At 46.0% G+C, this 19,299-nt stretch carries 16 protein-coding genes; all 16 read right to left on the bottom strand.

All coding sequences use genetic code 11. The features are described 5' to 3' along the window. Nucleotides 1-256: 256 nt before the first annotated feature. Nucleotides 257-1,435 carry a glycine C-acetyltransferase gene (locus ACFO4L_RS03645; RefSeq protein WP_377908296.1) on the bottom strand — a complete coding sequence of 393 codons (1,179 nt, stop codon included), beginning with the start codon at nt 1,433-1,435 and terminating at the stop codon, nt 257-259. A gap of 23 nt (nt 1,436-1,458) precedes the next feature. Beyond that, nucleotides 1,459-2,499: an L-threonine 3-dehydrogenase gene (gene tdh, locus ACFO4L_RS03640; RefSeq protein ID WP_377908295.1), complete on the bottom strand. Its 1,041-nt coding sequence runs from the start codon at nt 2,497-2,499 to the stop codon at nt 1,459-1,461. 270 nt (nt 2,500-2,769) lie between these two features. Beyond that, nucleotides 2,770-3,030 carry a stage V sporulation protein S gene (locus ACFO4L_RS03635; protein ID WP_168004577.1) on the bottom strand — a complete coding sequence of 87 codons (261 nt, stop codon included), beginning with the start codon at nt 3,028-3,030 and terminating at the stop codon, nt 2,770-2,772. A 199-nt stretch (nt 3,031-3,229) separates the two neighbouring features. After that, nucleotides 3,230-4,024, bottom strand: a complete 795-nt coding sequence (locus tag ACFO4L_RS03630; RefSeq protein ID WP_377908294.1) for a TIGR00282 family metallophosphoesterase — start codon at nt 4,022-4,024, stop codon at nt 3,230-3,232. A gap of 101 nt (nt 4,025-4,125) precedes the next feature. After that, entirely contained in the window at nt 4,126-5,685 is a 1,560-nt protein-coding gene (rny, locus tag ACFO4L_RS03625) for a ribonuclease Y (protein WP_377908293.1), read from the bottom strand. Between the two features lie 639 nt (nt 5,686-6,324). Continuing rightward, nucleotides 6,325-7,374: a recombinase RecA gene (gene recA / locus ACFO4L_RS03620; RefSeq protein WP_377908292.1), complete on the bottom strand. Its 1,050-nt coding sequence runs from the start codon at nt 7,372-7,374 to the stop codon at nt 6,325-6,327. A 146-nt stretch (nt 7,375-7,520) separates the two neighbouring features. Then, entirely contained in the window at nt 7,521-9,113 is a 1,593-nt protein-coding gene (locus tag ACFO4L_RS03615) for a DEAD/DEAH box helicase (protein ID WP_377908291.1), read from the bottom strand. Nucleotides 9,114-9,116: 3 nt separating this feature from the next. Next, a complete protein-coding gene (locus ACFO4L_RS03610; protein WP_377908290.1) occupies nt 9,117-10,361 on the bottom strand; it encodes a competence/damage-inducible protein A in 1,245 nt (414 codons plus the stop codon). 12 nt (nt 10,362-10,373) lie between these two features. Then, nucleotides 10,374-10,952, bottom strand: coding sequence for a CDP-diacylglycerol--glycerol-3-phosphate 3-phosphatidyltransferase (gene pgsA, locus ACFO4L_RS03605; RefSeq protein WP_377908289.1), 579 nt, complete (start codon nt 10,950-10,952; stop codon nt 10,374-10,376). A 132-nt stretch (nt 10,953-11,084) separates the two neighbouring features. Further along, on the bottom strand, nt 11,085-12,008 hold the full coding sequence (locus ACFO4L_RS03600; RefSeq protein ID WP_377908288.1) for a helix-turn-helix domain-containing protein: 924 nt from the start codon (nt 12,006-12,008) through the stop codon (nt 11,085-11,087). Nucleotides 12,009-12,052: 44 nt separating this feature from the next. Further along, nucleotides 12,053-12,817, bottom strand: coding sequence for a DUF3388 domain-containing protein (locus tag ACFO4L_RS03595; RefSeq protein WP_168004584.1), 765 nt, complete (start codon nt 12,815-12,817; stop codon nt 12,053-12,055). Between the two features lie 108 nt (nt 12,818-12,925). Then, a complete protein-coding gene (gene ymfI / locus ACFO4L_RS03590; RefSeq protein ID WP_377908287.1) occupies nt 12,926-13,639 on the bottom strand; it encodes an elongation factor P 5-aminopentanone reductase in 714 nt (237 codons plus the stop codon). Next, nucleotides 13,636-14,937, bottom strand: coding sequence for an EF-P 5-aminopentanol modification-associated protein YfmH (gene yfmH / locus ACFO4L_RS03585; protein WP_377908286.1), 1,302 nt, complete (start codon nt 14,935-14,937; stop codon nt 13,636-13,638). The genes ymfI and yfmH overlap by 4 nt, the downstream gene beginning before the upstream one ends. A gap of 4 nt (nt 14,938-14,941) precedes the next feature. Next, nucleotides 14,942-16,201 (bottom strand): EF-P 5-aminopentanol modification-associated protein YfmF, encoded by a 1,260-nt coding sequence (gene yfmF / locus ACFO4L_RS03580; protein ID WP_377908285.1) that lies wholly within the window; start codon nt 16,199-16,201, stop codon nt 14,942-14,944. 13 nt (nt 16,202-16,214) lie between these two features. Further along, nucleotides 16,215-16,937 carry a GntR family transcriptional regulator gene (locus ACFO4L_RS03575; RefSeq protein WP_377908284.1) on the bottom strand — a complete coding sequence of 241 codons (723 nt, stop codon included), beginning with the start codon at nt 16,935-16,937 and terminating at the stop codon, nt 16,215-16,217. A gap of 41 nt (nt 16,938-16,978) precedes the next feature. Then, nucleotides 16,979-19,285, bottom strand: coding sequence for a DNA translocase FtsK (locus tag ACFO4L_RS03570; RefSeq protein ID WP_377908283.1), 2,307 nt, complete (start codon nt 19,283-19,285; stop codon nt 16,979-16,981). Between the last annotated feature and the right edge of the window lie 14 nt (nt 19,286-19,299).

Here is a 19,299-nt window from a genome sequence, read left to right as displayed (position 1 = left end):
GATCACAAGACAAAAAGGACCCGGCACGATGGCAGGGCCTCTCAATAGGTGAACCTGTGTTTCTATTTAGTCAAATAAAAGTACCAGTATCCTCTTTAACCTGCGTGTGACCTATCCAGCATTCAAAAGCACCGTATAGAAGCCATTGCAAACAGCAGACCAGAAAGCCGAATTCGTTTAAGCGTCTGCGGATCATGATACGTTATTCACCATTAAACATGTCTGCTGTAGTGAAAGATAATACACTGACAGCCTGTTACTTAATGATACCGAGTTCTTTGCCTGCCTTTTTAAAAGCTTTCAGCGCTTCATCCAGTGTGCTTCGGCTGTGCTCAGCTGTTACGATGGTTCTCACTCGGGCCTGGCCTTTTGCTACTGTTGGAAAAGCAATTCCTTGAGCGAAAACTCCGTACTCGCGAAGTTTATCTGAGAATTCATGAGACCTGCGCTCGTCGCCGACCATCACAGGTGTAATTGGGGTTTCGCTTAGTCCAATATCAAAGCCTAATTTCTTCAAACCTTTTTTCAAGTAATTCGTATTATCCCATAGCTTTTCAATCAGCTCCGGCTCTTCAATCAAAACGTCAATAGCTTCACTGCAAGCTGCTGTGACAGCAGGGGGATGGGACGTGCTGAACAGGAACGGTCGCCCTTTTTGAATCAAATAATCTCTTACAGCCTGCGTACTGGCAATATAGCCTCCGAGTACACCGACAGCTTTACTAAGCGTTCCAACCTGAATGTGAACACGGCCGTTTAGATCAAAGTGGTCAACAGTACCTCGTCCATTACGGCCTAAAACGCCACTTGCATGGGCATCATCTACCATGATCATCGCGTCATATTTTTCACAAAGTTCGACGATTTTTGGCAGTGGTGCAATGTTGCCGTCCATAGAAAATACTCCATCTGTCACAACAAGCCGGCTTCTATAGTCACTTGAAGCCTGCAGGGCTTCTTCCAGACTCTTCATGTCAACGTGCTTATATATTTTGCGGTCTGCTTTCGTCAGGCGGATTCCATCAATAATCGAGGCATGATTCAATTCATCGGAGATAACGACATCCTCTTTAGACAGGATCGAAGCAAGCACAGCCTGATTGGCCGTAAAACCGGATTGCAGAACGAGTGTTGCTTCCGTATGCTTAAATTCTGCAAGCTTCTCTTCAAAGTCGTTGTGCATGTTAAAAGTTCCGGCAATCGTTCTGACAGACCCGGTTCCGGCGCCATATTTTTCAACCGCTTTAACGGCTGCCAGCTTCAATCTGGGGTGGGTGGTGAGACCTAAATAATTGTTTGAAGAAAGCTGGATCAATTCGCGCCCATCGATCGTTACTTTTTCAGCCTGATCCGATTCAATTGGTACAAGTTCACGAAATGTTCCAGCATCTTTCATATCTTGCAGTTCTCGTTCAATATGTTCAAAGCCTTTCATCATTAAAGCACTCCTTTTCTATTCTACGGGTGTAATACGACTTTACCACATTTTCCTTGCAGCATGAGATCAAAGCCTTTTTCAAAGTCTTCGAGTGGGAAACGGTGGGTAATGATCGAAGCGGCATCCATCTTTCCGGAACGAAGCAGACCGGCCGTCTGCTGCCACGTTTGAAACATTTTTCTTCCGGTAATCCCCTGCACCGTTAATCCCTTGAATACAATGTCATTGGTAATGTCAATCTCTACAGGTCTGACGGGTAAGCTCAAGATAGAAATTCTACCGCCATTGGTAGCCATTTTAAAACCCTGATTCATCGCCACTGGATGACCGCTCATTTCACATACGATGTCGACTCCTCTGCCGCCAGTCATCTTCTTAATATAGTGAACCGGATCCTGCTCTAGCGGATTTATCGTAAAATCTGCACCTTGTGACTGTGCTAATCCAAGCCGGTACGGATTGAGATCTATTGCAAATACTTCTGCTGCTCCAGCTGCTTTTGCAACAGCACAAGCCATCAATCCAATAGGTCCGCATCCAATCACAGCAGCTGTTTTACCAGCTGTTTCGCCCGCAAGCACTGTGTGAACGGCGTTTCCCATCGGTTCTTGAATACTGGCTTTGTCCCAAGGGAGAGACTTCTCGTTTTGCCAAATATTTTCTTCCGGCAATACTACATATTCGGCAAAGCAGCCATCCCGGTCTACCCCAATAATCTCCGTCTTCTCGCAAATGTGAGCATTCCCGCTCATGCACTGCGGGCACCTCCCGCAGACAATATGGGTTTCAGCAGACACATGATCCCCAACCTGAACACTTTTTACAAGGCTTCCTGTTTCCACGACTTCTCCAGAGAATTCATGACCAAAAATATAAGGTGGCTTGACCCGGCTGGCTGACCACTCATCCCATTCGTAAATATGTACGTCTGTTCCGCAAATAGAGGTTGCTCTCACTTTAATTAATACATCCTGTGCTCCACATGAAGGTACAGGTACCTCTTTTAAAACAGCACCTCGAGCTTTATCCTGTTTCACAACCGCTTTCATTGTTTTTGTCATAACGTCCCTCCTCACATCTTGCTTTATCGTACCATGAAATAATGTGTCTCACAAGCGTACAGTCTGCTATATGAGGACAGTCTTTTCAAATCATGGACAACCGCGTTAACCAGTGAAAAGGAACAAAGAAAATACCGCTTCGATGATGCTTCAAACGTACCTTTAATCAAGATCCTGTTTCACTGCTCTTTTTTCGAACAGCGATCTTATACTAGGTTTTTTACATAAGAAAACCCGGACATGGCATCTGTCCGGGTGGAACTGCGCGTATTATCGTGGCTCGACAATCAACTTTATTGCCGTTCGTTCATCACCATCAATCGTGATATCCGTAAAGGCTGGGACGCATATTAAATCGATGCCGCTTGGCGCCACAAAACCTCTTGCGATTGCCACTGCTTTAATTGACTGGTTGAGAGCGCCTGCTCCGATCGCCTGTATTTCAGCAGTCCCCCGTTCACGAATGACGCCTGCAAGTGCGCCTGCAACGGAATTAGGATTAGATTTAGCAGAAACTTTTAAAATTTCCATGTAGGGACCTCCTTTTAAATAGTAAACGTTATTTAGTACGGCTCAAATTAGCTGGTTGGAGACTGAAGCTTTATATCTTTCTAATCATGTACCACTTTCTGCCCCGTTGCTAAACCTCTATTTAAATGGCTTCTGCTTCGTCCCGCTGTATATGATAACCTTATTAGGTTTGATGCATCGTTTCACTGCCTTCGGCTCTCTAATCAAAAAAAGGCTTATCATCATTTATTTGAATTGGTTTGATAGACGTCGCTTTTCCGCCAGCCTGGTCTGCTTCTATGAAAACACCGTTTAGCTGCGTTTTTCCTTCTTCCACCTCAAACCGGGCAGGCAGCTGCGTCAAAAATCGGTTTAGAACCGCTTCCCGCTTCATACCTAATATGCCATCATAGGGTCCTGTCATACCTGCATCAGCTTGAAATGCTGTACCTCCCGGTAATATACGGCTGTCGTTAGTAGGTACATGCGTATGCGTACCGATCACAGCTGTACATCTGCCATCAAGATACCAGGCAAGCGCCTGTTTTTCACTCGTGGCTTCTGCGTGGAAATCAATAAATATGACAGGAGCGTGTTGTTTTGCTTCTTCAATAAGCCGATCTGCTGCGTGGAAGGGATTATCAAGGGGCGGGAGAAAAGTAGTCCCCTGCAAATTGATCACAACAGCCTTATTTTTACCTTTCCCGATCACTTTTAATCCGCTTCCTGGTGTCCCGGAAGGAAAATTGGCCGGTCGGACAAGATAATCTGCTTCTTCAATAAACTCAAAAATATCCTTTTTGTCCCACGTGTGATTACCCATTGTAAGTAAGTCTGCTCCAGCTTGAAGCAATTCATGATAAATCTTTTTTGTAATCCCTTTTCCGTGTGCTGCATTTTCAGCGTTAACAATCGTATGATCTGGACGGTACTTCGCCTTAAGCTTCGGCAAGTATTCACCAAGCATTTCTCTGCCGGGAGACCCGACGATATCGCCGATAAATAATATTTTCATCCTCTTCCTCCTCTGCTGACGGCATGAACGTGCAGCTTTATTATCATCCAAGAAAAAAAGACCGCCATACAGAGCGGTGCTCCGCGGTCGGTCTATTTTTACTACTTTGCATATTCAACCGCTCTTGTTTCTCGAATCACGGTAACTTTAATGTGACCCGGATAGTCAAGCTCGTCTTCAATACGCTTCGTAATGTCTCTCGCCAGCCGGTAAGAATCTTCATCAGAGATAGTATCCGGTCTGACCATAATTCGAATTTCGCGTCCAGCTTGAATAGCATAGGTTTTTTCAACACCATCAAACGACTCTGAAATTTCTTCGAGCTTTTCCAGTCGTTTAATGTAAGTTTCAAGCGTTTCACGTCTGGCTCCCGGACGTGCCGCCGAAAGTGCATCCGCAGCTGCGACGAGAGTCGCAATAACGGAAGTGGCTTCTGTATCACCGTGGTGAGAGGCAATACTGTTAATAACGACCGGATGTTCCTTGTACTTTGTACCGAGCTCCACTCCGATTTCTACGTGGCTTCCTTCCACTTCATGATCAATGGCTTTACCAAGATCATGCAGCAGGCCGGCACGTCGGGCAAGCTGTACATCTTCTCCCAATTCTGCAGCCATAATTCCGCTTAAATGAGCTACTTCTACAGAATGCTTCAGTACATTCTGACCATAGCTCGTACGGAATTTAAGACGCCCGAGTATTTTAATAAGATCCGGATGTAGATTATGAATTCCCATTTCAAATGTCGTCTGTTCACCGTATTCCCGAATCATCTCATCTACTTCGCGACGTGATTTTTCAACGGTTTCTTCGATACGGGCGGGATGAATTCTGCCGTCCTGGACCAGCTTTTCCAGAGAGGCTTTGGCAATTTCCCTTCTGATCGGATCAAATCCGGATAAAATGACAGCTTCCGGTGTATCATCAATGATCAAATCAATCCCGGTCAATGTTTCTAAAGCACGGATGTTACGGCCTTCCCTGCCGATAATCCGTCCCTTCATCTCATCGTTTGGAAGATTGACGACGGAAACAGTAGTTTCCGCTACATGATCTGCGGCGCATCGCTGTACAGCAAGCGAGAGAATTTCACGGGCGTTTTTGTCCGCTTCTTCTTTTGCTCTCGTCATGTAGTCTTTAACAAGAACGGCTTTCTCATGAGTCAGCTCATTCTCCATTGTTTCCATAATAATGTCACGGGCTTCATCCTTCGTAAATCCGGATATACGTTCGAGCTCCTGCTGCTGCCTGTTAACAAGCTCCTCGACTTTGCTATTCATGTCGTCGACTTCTTGCTGTCGCTCCGACAGCTGCTGCTCCCGTACTTCCAAAGACTGTTCTTTTTTGTCTACAGATTCACTTCTGCGATCCAGAACTTCTTCTTTCTGGACGAGACGGTTTTCCTGCTTTTGAACGTCGTTCCGACGGTCGCGCAGTTCCTGTTCAGCTTCCAGACGAATTTTATGTGCTTCGTCTTTTGCTTCCAGGACAGCTTCTTTACGGCTGGCTTCCGCCTCCCGTTTCGCATCATCTATCGTCTGTTTCGCTAGCATTTCCGCACTGGAAATTTTCGCTTCAGCAATAGATTTACGCACAAAATATCCAACAAAGAACACGGTTACTGCAGTGAATAGCAAAATGAGGATTTGTGTCGTAGTCACGCTTGACTCACCTCCTCACAGCTATTTCTGTAGTAGTACTGTTTCATCAAATAAAACAAATTATAGGGTAGTAGCACGATTTCACAAAAAATCCAGGTAAAATGGATTCCGACGCTTTGCAAAAACGTGTACTCGTTAATTGTATGCTTCATTCTTAGTCCTGTCAAGCTTTGGAAAAGTGAGGAAACGCTGCTGCGAAGCGAGTTTGAGCACTTTTTTCAGTGGATTGATTCAACTGTTTTACTTTACGTTTTCTTCTGTTGCTGAAATAACAGCATCTTTCAACCGAGATCGATAGACGGGGCAAAAATAGACGTTCTTTATTTACCTTCGCAGTTATCTGCTGCTCCATTCTCCCGTCAGTTCATTCGCTTAGTAGATAGGGCTAATTCCTTTTTTAACCGTTTGATTCCTTCCAAAACTGGTTAGTGATTGATACATTCAGCTTCAGGAAGCTGCCGTCTGCAGCTGCTATATTCAACTTGATGGTGAGTCGAAATAGCCGAACTGGTTCATGAGTGATACAGTGTATCATCACATAAGCATGATTCGATCTGATTCATTGACTCTGTGTACAGAAAGAGAACCGCTGCGTGTTTACAGCGGTTCTCTTATAAAGCTCAGTTTATCAACAGTGTTTTATTTCAAATCAAGCGTATCTTCCTGCTCCTCTGGATCTTCAGGAGCCGGCACTTCGATTGGTTCCAGCAACCCATGATGTTCACGAATCTTTCTGTCAATTTCCTGCATGACATCATCATTTTCTTTAAGATACTGCTTCGCATTTTCGCGGCCTTGTCCCATACGCTCCTCGTTATACGAATACCATGCGCCGCTCTTTTGAATAATATCAAGTTCAGAGGCGATATCGATTAATGATCCTTCCCGTGAAATACCTTCCCCGTACATAATGTCCACTTCAGCTGTACGGAAAGGAGGAGCTACTTTATTTTTAACTACTTTAATTTTCGTCTTATTACCAATCATCTCATTGCCCTGTTTCAAGGTTTCTGCCCGTCGTACTTCAAGGCGCACAGAGGAGTAGAACTTCAGGGCGCGTCCGCCTGGCGTTGTTTCAGGATTTCCGAACATAACCCCGACTTTTTCACGGATCTGGTTAATAAACATAGCAATTGTGTTCGACTTGGATACAGCACCAGAAAGCTTACGAAGCGCCTGAGACATAAGACGTGCCTGCAGACCGACGTGACTGTCTCCCATTTCGCCCTCTATCTCTGCTTTTGGTACAAGTGCTGCTACGGAATCGACTACGATCATATCGACAGCGCCGCTTCGAACAAGCGCCTCTGCGATTTCGAGAGCCTGTTCCCCTGTATCAGGCTGTGACAGCAGCAGTTCATCAATATTAACACCCAGCTTCTGAGCATAAACCGGATCAAGCGCGTGTTCTGCATCAATAAAAGCAGCCTGACCGCCATTCCGCTGCACTTCCGCAATTGCATGCAGCGCTACCGTTGTTTTACCAGACGATTCCGGGCCATATACTTCAATCACTCGGCCTCGCGGATACCCGCCGACTCCGAGGGCAATATCCAGTGCGAGCGTTCCGCTGGAAATAGTGGAAACACGGCGGTCCGTCTGCTCTCCTAGTTTCATAATGGACCCTTTACCGAACTGCTTTTCAATTTGCTTAAGCGCCATATCAAGCGCCTGTTTACGATCTGACACGTGAACATCTCTCCTTTGAGTGGTCTATTCAAACGTCCGGCAGAACTGCTCCGGCCGGCGTACTGCAAACACCCGTTCGCTACTTATCAGTATATAGAAATCAGGCCGCCCCGTCAAATGAAAACGGGGCGGCCAATAGAATTAATTTACTTTCGGCTCGGGCGCGGCTTTGCCGGCTCCAAATTGATTTTTGCACCGCCGACGCGGGCATATTTCAGGCCTTCGTATACAAAAGGAGCGGACTCCTGAGGAACTTCCATAAATGTGAAGTTCTCAAAAATGTCAATTTTTCCGATTACTTTCGGGCTGATCCCAACGAGTCTGGAAACATCGTCTACCAGTTTTTTAGGTGTCATATCGACATTACGGCCAACGTTGATGAAAAACCGCGTCATGCCTTTCTGGGCTCCAGTTTCCCCAAAATCGTAACCTGCTGAAGTTGTTTTCTCATCGTGGCTGTAAAACGCAAGCTTCATGAGAGAGCTGACAACTTTATCGGCAGGATATTCGCTCAGAAGTTCTGCAACCAGTTCAGCATAAAGCGCGTCATCCTGCTCATTATCCTCAATCAGTTCTACAATTTGATGCTTCCATGCGGCTTGCTGCTTTTCCACTACTTCTTCAATGGACGGAATGCCCTTCGCAGGAATTTGCGATTTGATTTCTCGTTCGATGGAACGAAGATGTTTCATTTCTCTAGGCGTCACAAGAGTAATGGCAATTCCTTCCTTACCTGCACGACCAGTCCGGCCAATACGATGAACGTAGCTTTCCGGATCCTGAGGAATATCAAAGTTAATAACGTGCGACACGTTTTGAACATCGATTCCTCTGGCAGCAACGTCCGTTGCAATCAGGAATTCAATTGTACCTTTGCGGAACTTTCTCATAACGACGTCACGCTGGGACTGCGTGAGATCTCCGTGAAGTCCGTCGGCAGCATATCCTCTTGCCTGCAGAGATTCCGTAAGTTCGGCCACACCTTTTTTTGTACGGCAAAAGATAATTCCAAGCTCAGGCGTCTCGCTGTCGATAATTCGGCAAAGCGAATCAAGCTTGTTTTTATCAAGAACTTTGTAATAAACCTGTTCGATTAATGGAGCGGTCATTTCGCCCTTATCAATCGTAATGTGTTCAGGATTATTCATATAGCGTGAGGAAAGCTTGCGGATTGCCGGAGGCATCGTCGCTGAGAAGAGCAGACTCTGGCGCTCCGTATTCGCATTTTGAAGAATCTTTTCAATATCATCAATAAATCCCATATCCAGCATTTCATCCGCTTCGTCGAGGACCAGCTTGCTTAAGCGGTCAAGCTTCAGCGTACCGCGGTTAATGTGGTCAAGAACTCGTCCTGGAGTTCCAACAACAACCTGGACACCCCGCTTGAGCGATTTAATCTGATGACCAATAGACTGTCCACCGTATACCGGCAGCGTCTGAACTTTGTTGAATTTAGAAAGCTTTTGGAATTCACCGGCAACTTGAATCGCCAGTTCTCTTGTCGGCGTTAAGATAAGTGCCTGTACATGCTTTTGCTTGGCATTAATATCGTTAATAAGCGGGATCCCGAATGCTGCAGTTTTTCCAGTACCAGTCTGAGCTTGACCAATTACGTCGCGCCCTCCCAAAATTACTGGAATTACTTTTTCCTGAATTGGAGACGGTGCTTCAAATCCCATCTCTTTTGTTGCTTTTTTTAAACTTGAGCTAATTTCAAATTCATCGAACTTCATTACCATTATTCATCCACCTTTTTTATTTCGTAACTCTTGAAACAATAAATAAAGACCTTGTTTCACCGCGTACGTACGAATTCTGTTTCTGCTGCCCCCGATATTTACAAAGTGTGAAACCGTTTTGTCAGGGGTCGCTATGCCAATAAACATCTGTCCAGGTTCATATCCTTCGAGAGGATCAGGCCCTGCCGCACCTGTAAAGCTGATTCCGTAGTCAGAGCTAAATACGCGACGGCATCCGTCCGCCATCGCCTCGGCGCATTCTGCGCTGACTGCTCCGTGTTCTTCAAGAAGTGTTTCTGATATCCCGAGCGTCTGCATCTTGGCTTCATTACTATAACATACGATTCCGCCGGGGAAAATCATAGATGCTCCGGAAAAGGAGGTCATTGTATTTGCAAACAGCCCGCCTGTAAGGCTTTCGGCTGCACTAATACTTTTTTCTAGTTCACGCAGAAGTTCAGCTGTGACCTGCTCAATCTGGCTGTCGCCTTCGCCGTAGCAATAATTTCCGACTCTTGCGAATATCTTCTCCTTTAGCTCGCGAAGCATTTCTTCGTTTGTTTCTTTGGAAGGGCCGCGCACAGTCAAACGAAGTGCTACTTCACCGTCAGAAGCAAGAGGTGCAATCGTTGGATTTGTTTGGTTGGTGATCAGATCATCCAATTTTTCGGTTAATTGAGATTCTCCAATTTCGTAAAAACGTAAAACATCTGACTGAATTTGCTGATCTTCCATTCCGTTACGCAGCTTTGGCAGCGCATACCGCATAAACATTGTTTTTAACTCTCTCGGAGGTCCGGGAAGCAGCAGAAACTGCTTTCCCTGATGCTCTAAGAACGAACCGCAGGCGAGCCCTTCATCATTTGGGAGGACATCAGCGCCTTTGAGGGACAGCGCCTGCTTTTTATTGGACTCCGAAACACCCCGGCCACGGGCCTCAAAAAACGATTTCAGCTTATCGAGTGATTCCTCATCCTCTTTAAGCGGGAGTCCAGTAAACGCAGAGAGTGCATCTCTCGTTAAATCGTCTCTTGTTGGCCCAAGCCCGCCGGTCAAAATGATAATATCAGACCTCTCGGCAGCCGTTTGAATGACATTTTTCAAGCGTTCCTCATTATCACCTGCGGTCTGGCGGAAGTAGACATTGATCCCGGCCTCAGATAATTGTCTGGATAAAAACGTTGCGTTCGTATCATCAATTTGTCCGAGCAAAAGCTCGGTCCCGACTGCAATTATTTCTGCATTCATAGTGATATCCTCCTAATCCGAAGACGTTAAAACGTGTTTGTTCTTCACGAAGTAGTCCACACCTGAAAAAACAGTCAATACAACAGCAGTATAAATCATGATCGTGTCGAACGGTATGCCTGCTAATTCAAAAAGAACATTATGAAGCAGCACGGCGGAAGCAGCAACAATCTGACTGACCGTTTTCCACTTCCCCCATATGCTTGCAGCGATTACTTCGCCGGATCCGGAAGCGACCAGCCGAAGTCCAGTTACAGCAAACTCTCTGCTCAAAATAACAACAGCAGCCCAAGCAGGAAACATATCCATTCCTGTTAATCCGACAAAGGCGGCTGTGATCAGCAGTTTGTCAGCCAGCGGATCCAGAAACTTGCCCATATTCGTTACTAAATTGTATTTTCTCGCATAAAATCCGTCCAGCCAATCTGTAGCCGCTGCAACAATAAAAACGAGCGCAGCCAGAAAATGGGAAACTGGAATTTCAGCTCCCAGAAGCATAAACGTTCCCCAGCCAAAATCTATCAGCAGAAATATCATAAAAACAGGAATAAGAAAAATGCGTGAAATAGTGATTCTATTAGGTATATTCATTACGATCCTCCTGTTCCACGACCTGAACGACTATGAGCCTTACTCATCTTAACAGACAATGGAAGTATTTGCGAATCTATCATAAAAGAGGAAAAAGTCCGTCCGGACGCTACCGGAGCCGGACCTTTCCGCCTATGAATTATCCTGTTGAATGATGATTCTCTGATGGTGATCTTCTGATTCATAAATCAATTCTTCTCCGTTAATCAGAAGCTCAGCTGTTACCGTACTTCCCATGTTAAACATGATTTCCTCATGGTCGCTGAAGTCAAAGCTTTCCGAATCTCCATCGGCATGCTCTTGCTGATAAAGCTCTTCTCCTTCTTCGTCGAGAATCTGGATCCAGCTCGGACCTGAGAAGCTCAGTTCGACGTCAAACTCGTCGGCTTGAAGCGTATACGTATAGCTGTTTCCCTCAGACCCCTCAAATGCCAGCTCCGAGCCTGCATCTGAATCCTCAGGCTCGTTGAGTCCATCATTGTCGACATTGTTGTTTCCATTGTTTCCATTGTTTCCGTTGTTTTCAGCAGGATCCGTTTCATTGTTCTCATTAGCTTCGCTATTCTCATTTTCAGCAGCATTTTCTTCATTTTCAGGTATGCTGTCATCCACATTTACAGCTTGCTCTGATTCAGGATCGACCGGGGCTGCTTCGTTATCCTGATTAAAAAGCCATACTGCGAAACCAACTGCACCAATAAATAAAATAGCGAGAAGCGTCGGCACAAGTGAAGAGAAGGCTGATTTCTTCGTACCTGATGAGGAGGAGGCTCTCGTCCGGGCGGTTCTTGGAGGAAGTTCCTGTACTTCGCTTCGTTTCGGTTTAGGGAGCTCAGACTCGTGCTCTTCAAATATTTTGTTCGGATCAAGCCCAACCGCTTCTGAATAGCTCTTCACGAAAGCCCGCGAATAAAACTCTCCAGGCATTTTGGAAAAATCGCCTTCTTCAATTGCTTCCAAATACCGCTTTTGAATCTTTGTAAGCTGCTGAAGCTCGTCAAGAGAATATCCTTTTTCGAGTCTAGCAGACTGCAGTCTTGTTCCTAGTTCTGACACGGTACACACCTACTAACTTCATTTAATATACCCTCCTCTTTCATTTAAAAAGAGGAATAATCCTGTTCAACCTGTTCATAGGAAATGACTTGATTCTCATCACTTCTCAGCTCAATGATGTAGTCAAAATCATCAAGCGTGTATTCAGTTGTCCTTACAAAGATGTCAGGATGCTCTACAACTTTCGTGGCTGGGAGACGCATCATTTCCGACACGAGCATACGGTGGCGTTCAGAGCCTCTCATCGTTGACACGATTCCATCGATGATATATATATTATCTTCCAGCATTTCATCATCGGCAAGCTGGCTCCGCATCGTTTGCTTCAGCATAGTGGACGATAAGAAAGACCATTTCCTGTTCGCACACACACTTGCAGCGACCACTGATTCCGTTTTTCCTACTCTCGGCATCCCGCGTATACCGATAAGCCGGTGTCCTTCTTTCATAAACAATTCTGCCATAAAGTCTACGAGAATCCCGAGCTCGTCCCGTACAAACCGGAATACCTTCTTCTCGTCTTCATCCCGTTCAATATAGCGCCCATGCCGCACGGCAAGCCTGTCCCGCAGCTTTGGTTCTCTTATTTTCCGTAAAGTGATAATATCCATCGTTTCCAAAATAAATGTCAGCCGCTTGATCGCCTCGTCACTTTTGCTGAGAATAAGCATGCCTCTTCTTCTATGTTCAACCCCGTTAATGGTTAAAATATTAATGCTCAGCATACCAAGCAGAGAGGCTATTTCTCCAAGCAGCCCGGGACGATTTTCGTGAATTTGATATTCCAGGTACCATTCTTTTCTTTCCATCCGGTATTCCCCCTTCACAAGGAGTACTGACGAGCATTCCAGGCTAATTTCATCATAATCGATTGAAACGCTGTTGAAAAGTAGTTATTTCCATATACGGCACCAACTTTACGTATGCCACCCGCCATTGACGTGAATAATCTGACCGTTCATGTAGGATGACTGTTCAGAGGCCAGAAATTTTACTGCTTGTGCTATTTCTTCGGGTCTTCCGAGTCTGTCGGCCGGAATTTCTTCCTGAATCATTTGCTTTTCTTCTTCCGTATAAACCGACAGCATAGCTGTATCTACAGCACCTGGAGCTACAGCATTTACTTGGATATTGCTTGCTGCAAGCTCTTTGCCGAGTGATTTTACCAGTCCATGCTGTGCTGCTTTCACCGTGGAATAAACCGTTTCCATTGCTGCACCCGTTTCACCCCAAATGGAGCTGATAAAAATGATCTTTCCCTCCCGCCGTTTAATCATGTGAGGGGTTATCTGCTTCAAGAACAAGACGGGGCTTTTACATGCTACGTTAAACGCAGCTGTCCAATCAGATGCATCAGTATCCTGAAACAGAGCGGGTGATGAATATCCGGCACAGTGCAAAAATACGTGAATATGGTCAGCCGGGAATGGCGGCAAATCCTTATCGATTGACAGATCATGCTGATAAACAGCTACTTTGGTAACAGCAGAGAGCTTCTCAGCCGTTTGCTCGAGCAGGTCTTTGTTTGCATGACAATGCAGAAGCAGCCGGAACTGAGGGGCTAATGCTGCTGCGCACGCTCTGCCAATAGCTCCAGATGCACCTGTTATAAAGGCTGTCGGACGATTCACCCGGCTGCTTCCTCGCCTGCAGGAATCACTTTAGACACGGTCATCTGGTTATCGAATTCCAGTGTAGACTCCAACAGTTTCTCAATGTAGCTGAGTTGAAGAGATTCCAGAACTGGAACGACCTCGAAAAGATTCATCCCATTAAAATAATACCTGGTAAATTGGTTGGCAATGTACTCGGGTGAATTTAGGGCACGCAGAAAAAAGCCAATTTTCTTTTTTTTCAATCGCTCAAAATGAGCTGCTTCCACCCCGTTTTGTTTCAGAACAGAAAGTTCATGCTTTAATGCCTGAACGAGATCATCCGGTCTTGACGTTTCTCCGCCAGCAGCGAGAAAACCAAATTCTTTCTCAGACGTGTAATCAAAACTGAAGCTTTCGTTGATCAGCCCTTCTGCATACATCCGCTGATAAGCCGGTGAACTTCCGCCAAATGCAAGCTCCAGCATGAGCTGCATACCCAGCTCATGCTGCAGCAGGTCTCTGCCTTCGAGCCCCGTTGAAGGCTGTTTAATCCCAATTAAACATCTTGGCGTCTGCACGGACAGTGGAATAACAGCTTCTGCCTCATTAACTTCATTCGGTTCGTCCGGAAGGATTCTCTGTGGCGGGTTTGCTTTAGCAAATCGCTTAGCCGACTGATTACTGCGAATGAGCGTCATCATTTTCTTCGGTTCCAAATTTCCTACTACAAAGAGGGCCATATTCGATGGGTGGTAAAAGCTCTCGTAGCACGTGTATAAATCATCTTTTGTAATTTGATGAATCGAGTCTACGGTTCCAGCTATATCGATTTGTACGGGGTGACGCTGGTACATGCCTTTTAAGAGACCGAAAAAATTTTGCCAATCCGGATTGTCTTCGTACATTTTAATTTCCTGTTCGATGATCCCCTTTTCCTTTTCTACAGACTCATCTGTAAAATAAGGCTTTTGAACAAAATCGAGAAGGGTCGTCAGATTTTTCTCTACGTTTGCAGTCGCAGAAAATAAATAAGCCGTTCGCGTGAAGCTTGTGAATGCATTCGCAGATGCTCCCTGTGCAGAAAACTCTTGAAAGACATCACCTTCTTCACTTTCAAACATTTTATGCTCCAGAAAATGGGCAATTCCATCCGGAACAGTTTTTTCACTGCCATCACCAGCAATAAAATGATTATCAATAGAACCGTAATTGGCTGTTAGCGTAGCATACGTTTTATGAAACCCGGATTTAGGCAGCAGAAATACGTCAAGCCCGTTATCCAGTTTTTCATAATAAAGCTGTTCCTGAAGCTGATCAAAGCTGATTTTTTCCATTTTGTCACCCTTTCCCGTGCAAGAAGTATATCGTATCAAGCTCAAGGGAGGCCGCCGCAGCTTTTACGTCTGCTGACTGAACTTTATCAATTTCGGTGATCCAGCTGCCTGCATCCCAATCCTCACCAATCAGCGCACCGTGATATTCAAGCTCAACTCTGCCGCGCGGAGAATCCATCGTTTCCAGCAGCTGATTCCGCAGCACGGCCTTTGACTTAGCTACATCCTCCTCAGAAAACTCCCCGTTCTTTAAGTCATCAAGCTGCTGCAAGATGATCGACAATGCTTTATCGTACTGAGCTGTTTCTATACCTGCCATTACAATTACTAAACCTTTATGACTTTCCACTCTGGAGGCTGCATAATATGCCAGGCTTTCTTTTTCCCTTACATTTGTAAAAAGCTTGGAATGTGGAGCACCGCCAAACAGACTGTTCATAACCTGCAAGGCAAAATAGCGTTTGCTGCCGAAAACAACCGGCGTTCGGAAACCAAGATGAAGTTTGGCCTGGCTGATTTCATCAGTTTCTTTTACTTCGCGCACTTTTTCAGGCTTTTTAAATTCAGTTTGCAAAGGTGCCAGCGGCCTGCTGCTGAACTGCATATACTGCTCCACATACTGTATAATTTCCTGCTCCCGAACATCGCCTACAACGTATAAATCAATGCTGCTGTCTTTTAAGAGCGCCTGATGCGCTTCGGCAAGCGATTTACCTGTAATCGCTTCAAGCTGCTGCTCATAGCCGAGCACAGGCAGAGAATAAGGTTCTCCTTCACACATCACTTCAGCGAGACGTTTGTTGGCATAACGCATTTTGTCATCTTTAACGCCTGCAAGCTTTTGAGCGTGATTCCGTTTTTCTTCCTGAACTGGAGTGTCGGGGAACGCCCCCTTTTCATTCAAGTTTGGATAAAGGGCTACGGAAGCGAGCATTTGAACCGCACGCTCTGTCAACGGCACTGCTTCATTTAAAAACTTCTCGTTCGCTACCTCCAGCTTAAATGATAAAATATGATGCTCACCCTTTTTGACTGCATCCGCTGTAAGATGTGCACCGTACATTTCCTCTAATGCTGCTTGAATAATTTCCCGAGACGGAAAATGTCTGCTCCCACGTTCCAGCACTGAAGGCAGCAGCGCTTTTTCTGTTAAATACTCTTTTTGGAGCGGTGTGCGCAAGTGCAGCACAAAGGTCGTAGTTTTAAACGTTCTGCTCGGTATAACCGTTGTACGCACCGGCTTTGTTTTATTTGCTTCTGGCATAATCGTCCGCCTCCTAAAATACCCGTTTTCGTAATACGTGAAATTTAAATTTATCGGCACGAAAATAGTTCACCGAATAAAGCACAGCGCGCTCCTGATCATCATAATGCATTTGCTTTAAGACAAGTAACGCTGTTTCAGGGTCACACTGGAGGAGCTCGGAGACGTGTTCATGATATCCGAGCGGCTCCAGATCCGTCATGGCATAAGCTATTGTAATTCCATTTTGTTCCAGTTGATTGAAGATGGACTCATCTCCTCGCGATACCGGATCCGGGAGCAGGTTTTCCGGAAGCTTATCAAGACAGTATACTACCGGATCTCCATCCGCTGTCCGAAGCCGCTCAATCTTCATTACCTGCTGAAGATCTTCCTCGTGAAAATGTTCCTTGTCTTCTGGTGTCGCTTCTACAAACCCAGACGAGAGAAAATTAGTTCCTGGCTCCCTCCCGCCGCGGCGAATCATATCGGTGACACTAAACAGCTCTTCGATTCCCGATGAAAAAAGCGGCTTCGTATGAATGAACGTTCCAACCCCATGACGCCGGACAACGACACTTTCATCTTCCAGCATGCGAAGCGCTTCACGCAGCGTCGCCCGGCTGACACCCAGCTGCCTGGAGAGCTCGAACTCAGAGGGCAGTCTTTCTCCGGCTTTGTAACGGCCTTTTTCAATATCCTCTTTTATTTTATCGATTACCTGCAGATAAAGCGGTCTTGAATCGGATTTTATCAACGTAGATGCCTCCTGCCATTAGTTTTGACGCTTCTCCCTCGTTAATTACTATGGTCGTCTTCCCGTCTGGCCGCCAACACCTCACGGGGCTTACTTCCTTCGTAAGGACCTACTATACCCTGCTGTTCCATTTCATCGATCAGCCTCGCAGCACGAGCATACCCGACTCGAAAACGCCGCTGCAGCATCGATACAGAAGCTGTCTGCATTTCTGTTACCAGCGCAACAGCGTCTGGGAACAATGCATCGTCAGATTCAGCACCAGTTGTTTCCGGTTCGTCATCTGGAATCATATCTTCCGCGTATTGAGCCTGCTGTTGTTCAATACAGTGCCTTACTACCTTTTCCACTTCTTCGTCACTTAGAAACGCCCCTTGTATACGGACCGGCTTCCCGGACCCTACAGGCATAAAGAGCATATCTCCTTTTCCGAGCAGCTTTTCCGCTCCCGCTCCATCAAGAATCGTTCTGGAGTCTGTTGAGCTCGAGACGCCGAAAGCAATTCTGGAGGGAATATTCGCTTTAATGACCCCGGTAATGACATCGACAGAAGGACGCTGCGTTGCAATGATCAAGTGGATCCCCGCTGCCCGCGCCATTTGAGCAAGACGGGTTATGGCATCCTCCACGTCACTTGAAGCAACCATCATCAAGTCAGCGAGTTCATCGACAAGCACGACGATATATGGGAGCGGAGAATAAGGCTCCTCTCGCGTTTCATTTTCTCGGTGAATGTGCTGGTTATACCCTTCTATATTACGCGTACCGGTCGCCGCAAACAATTCATATCTTCTTTCCATCTCATTAACGACCTTTTTAAGCGCCTGTGCTGCTTTCTTCGGTTCTGTTACAACTGGTGACAGCAGATGAGGGATCCCGTTATAAACATTGAGTTCCACCATTTTCGGATCAATCATCATTAATTTCACTTCATGCGGCTTACTTCGTAGCAGGATGCTGACAATGATACCGTTAATACATACACTTTTTCCGCTCCCAGTTGCACCGGCAACGAGCAGATGCGGCATTTTATTTAAATGAGCGGCAACAGCTTCTCCGGATATATTTCTGCCAAGTGCTATGGCAAGTGGATTAGACTCCGTTTTCATCTGCTGCGAGTCAATTACCTCCCGAAATGTAACGAGTGCTACATCCTGATTCGGAACTTCAATCCCAATAGCAGACTTTCCCGGGATGGGCGCCTCCATTCGAATGTCCTTTGCAGCAAGTGCTAATGCAAGGTCATCAGAGAGATTTACTATCCGGCTTACTTTAACCCCCGTGGACGGATATACTTCATATTTAGTGACTGCCGGTCCAAGATGTACCTTAGTCACCTTTGCCGAAACGCCGAAACTTGCGAGCGTTTCTTCCAGTTTTCGGGCGTTTTTTGAAAGCTGAGAATGCTCCTTTGACTGGGTTTGTTTGGAAGGGGGAGCGAGCAGGTTAACAGACGGAAGCTTATAATCTACATTTTCGCTTTCCTGAACAACGAGCCCCTGCTGTTTAGTTTCCTCAGGCACTGATTCTGCCGGCTCTATTTCCTTTTTCTCGTCCTGCTGAAGAGGTTCTTCATATGCAGTAGCTGTAAAATCATAAATAAGCGGTTCCTTTTCCTCTGACTGATGCGGTTCTGCAGAAAGCTCTACCGGTTTCTCATCTTCGGCAGCATAGTCTTCCGCTTCAGCAGCCGGGTTATTCTTTGACTTACGCTCTCGAAATTTCCGTTTTAAGGAGGCCGAGACAGAAGCAAAGAGCTGCTTTATTTTTTTGCCTATGCGTACAGCAGCCGGCTTTTGTTTTTCTGCGCTCCATTTCATGATGTCGATAATTGATTTACGGCTTGCTACTACTGCCCCTGCTGCAACGAGTACCATCGCAAGCATGATAGCCCCGGGAGCGGCAGCGAGTACAGCAGCACTTTCAAAAATCACTACTCCAGCAACTCCGCCATGAAATCCTTCGATTTCTCCAAAAGATGCGGATTGGAGCTCAATCCCATTCTGCACGCCATCTGTGTAGCGTCGGCGAAACGGCAGCTGCAGCAAACTGACGATTCCCACTGTTGCTAAAAGGACCCCAGAGGCTGTTCTGGATAAAAGAACCGGAAATGCTCGTTTCCACATGAGGAAAAGTCCAAGCAAAAATAAAGCTGCAGCAGGAAGCCAGTAAAGGCTTCCTGTAACAAACCTAAACATGTTTTGGCCCGTTTCGCCGATCCATCCCAGCTGAAACAGGATCAGGACCGCAGTGACAGCTAAGAGAACGCCGGCTCCTTCAAACTTGAGCAGGCGTTTCCACTGCTGCTCTCTTTTCGTAGGTTTTTTCTTTCTTTTTTTCGTTGCCATATGTATCCGACCTT

Origin of the sequence: Bacillus daqingensis, from assembly GCF_042654445.1 — a bacterium.
Taxonomy (GTDB): Bacteria; Bacillota; Bacilli; order Bacillales; family Salisediminibacteriaceae; genus Alkalicoccus; species Alkalicoccus luteus.
Note: the sequence above shows the minus strand (reverse complement) of the source record. Positions and strands in the feature narration are given on the sequence as shown.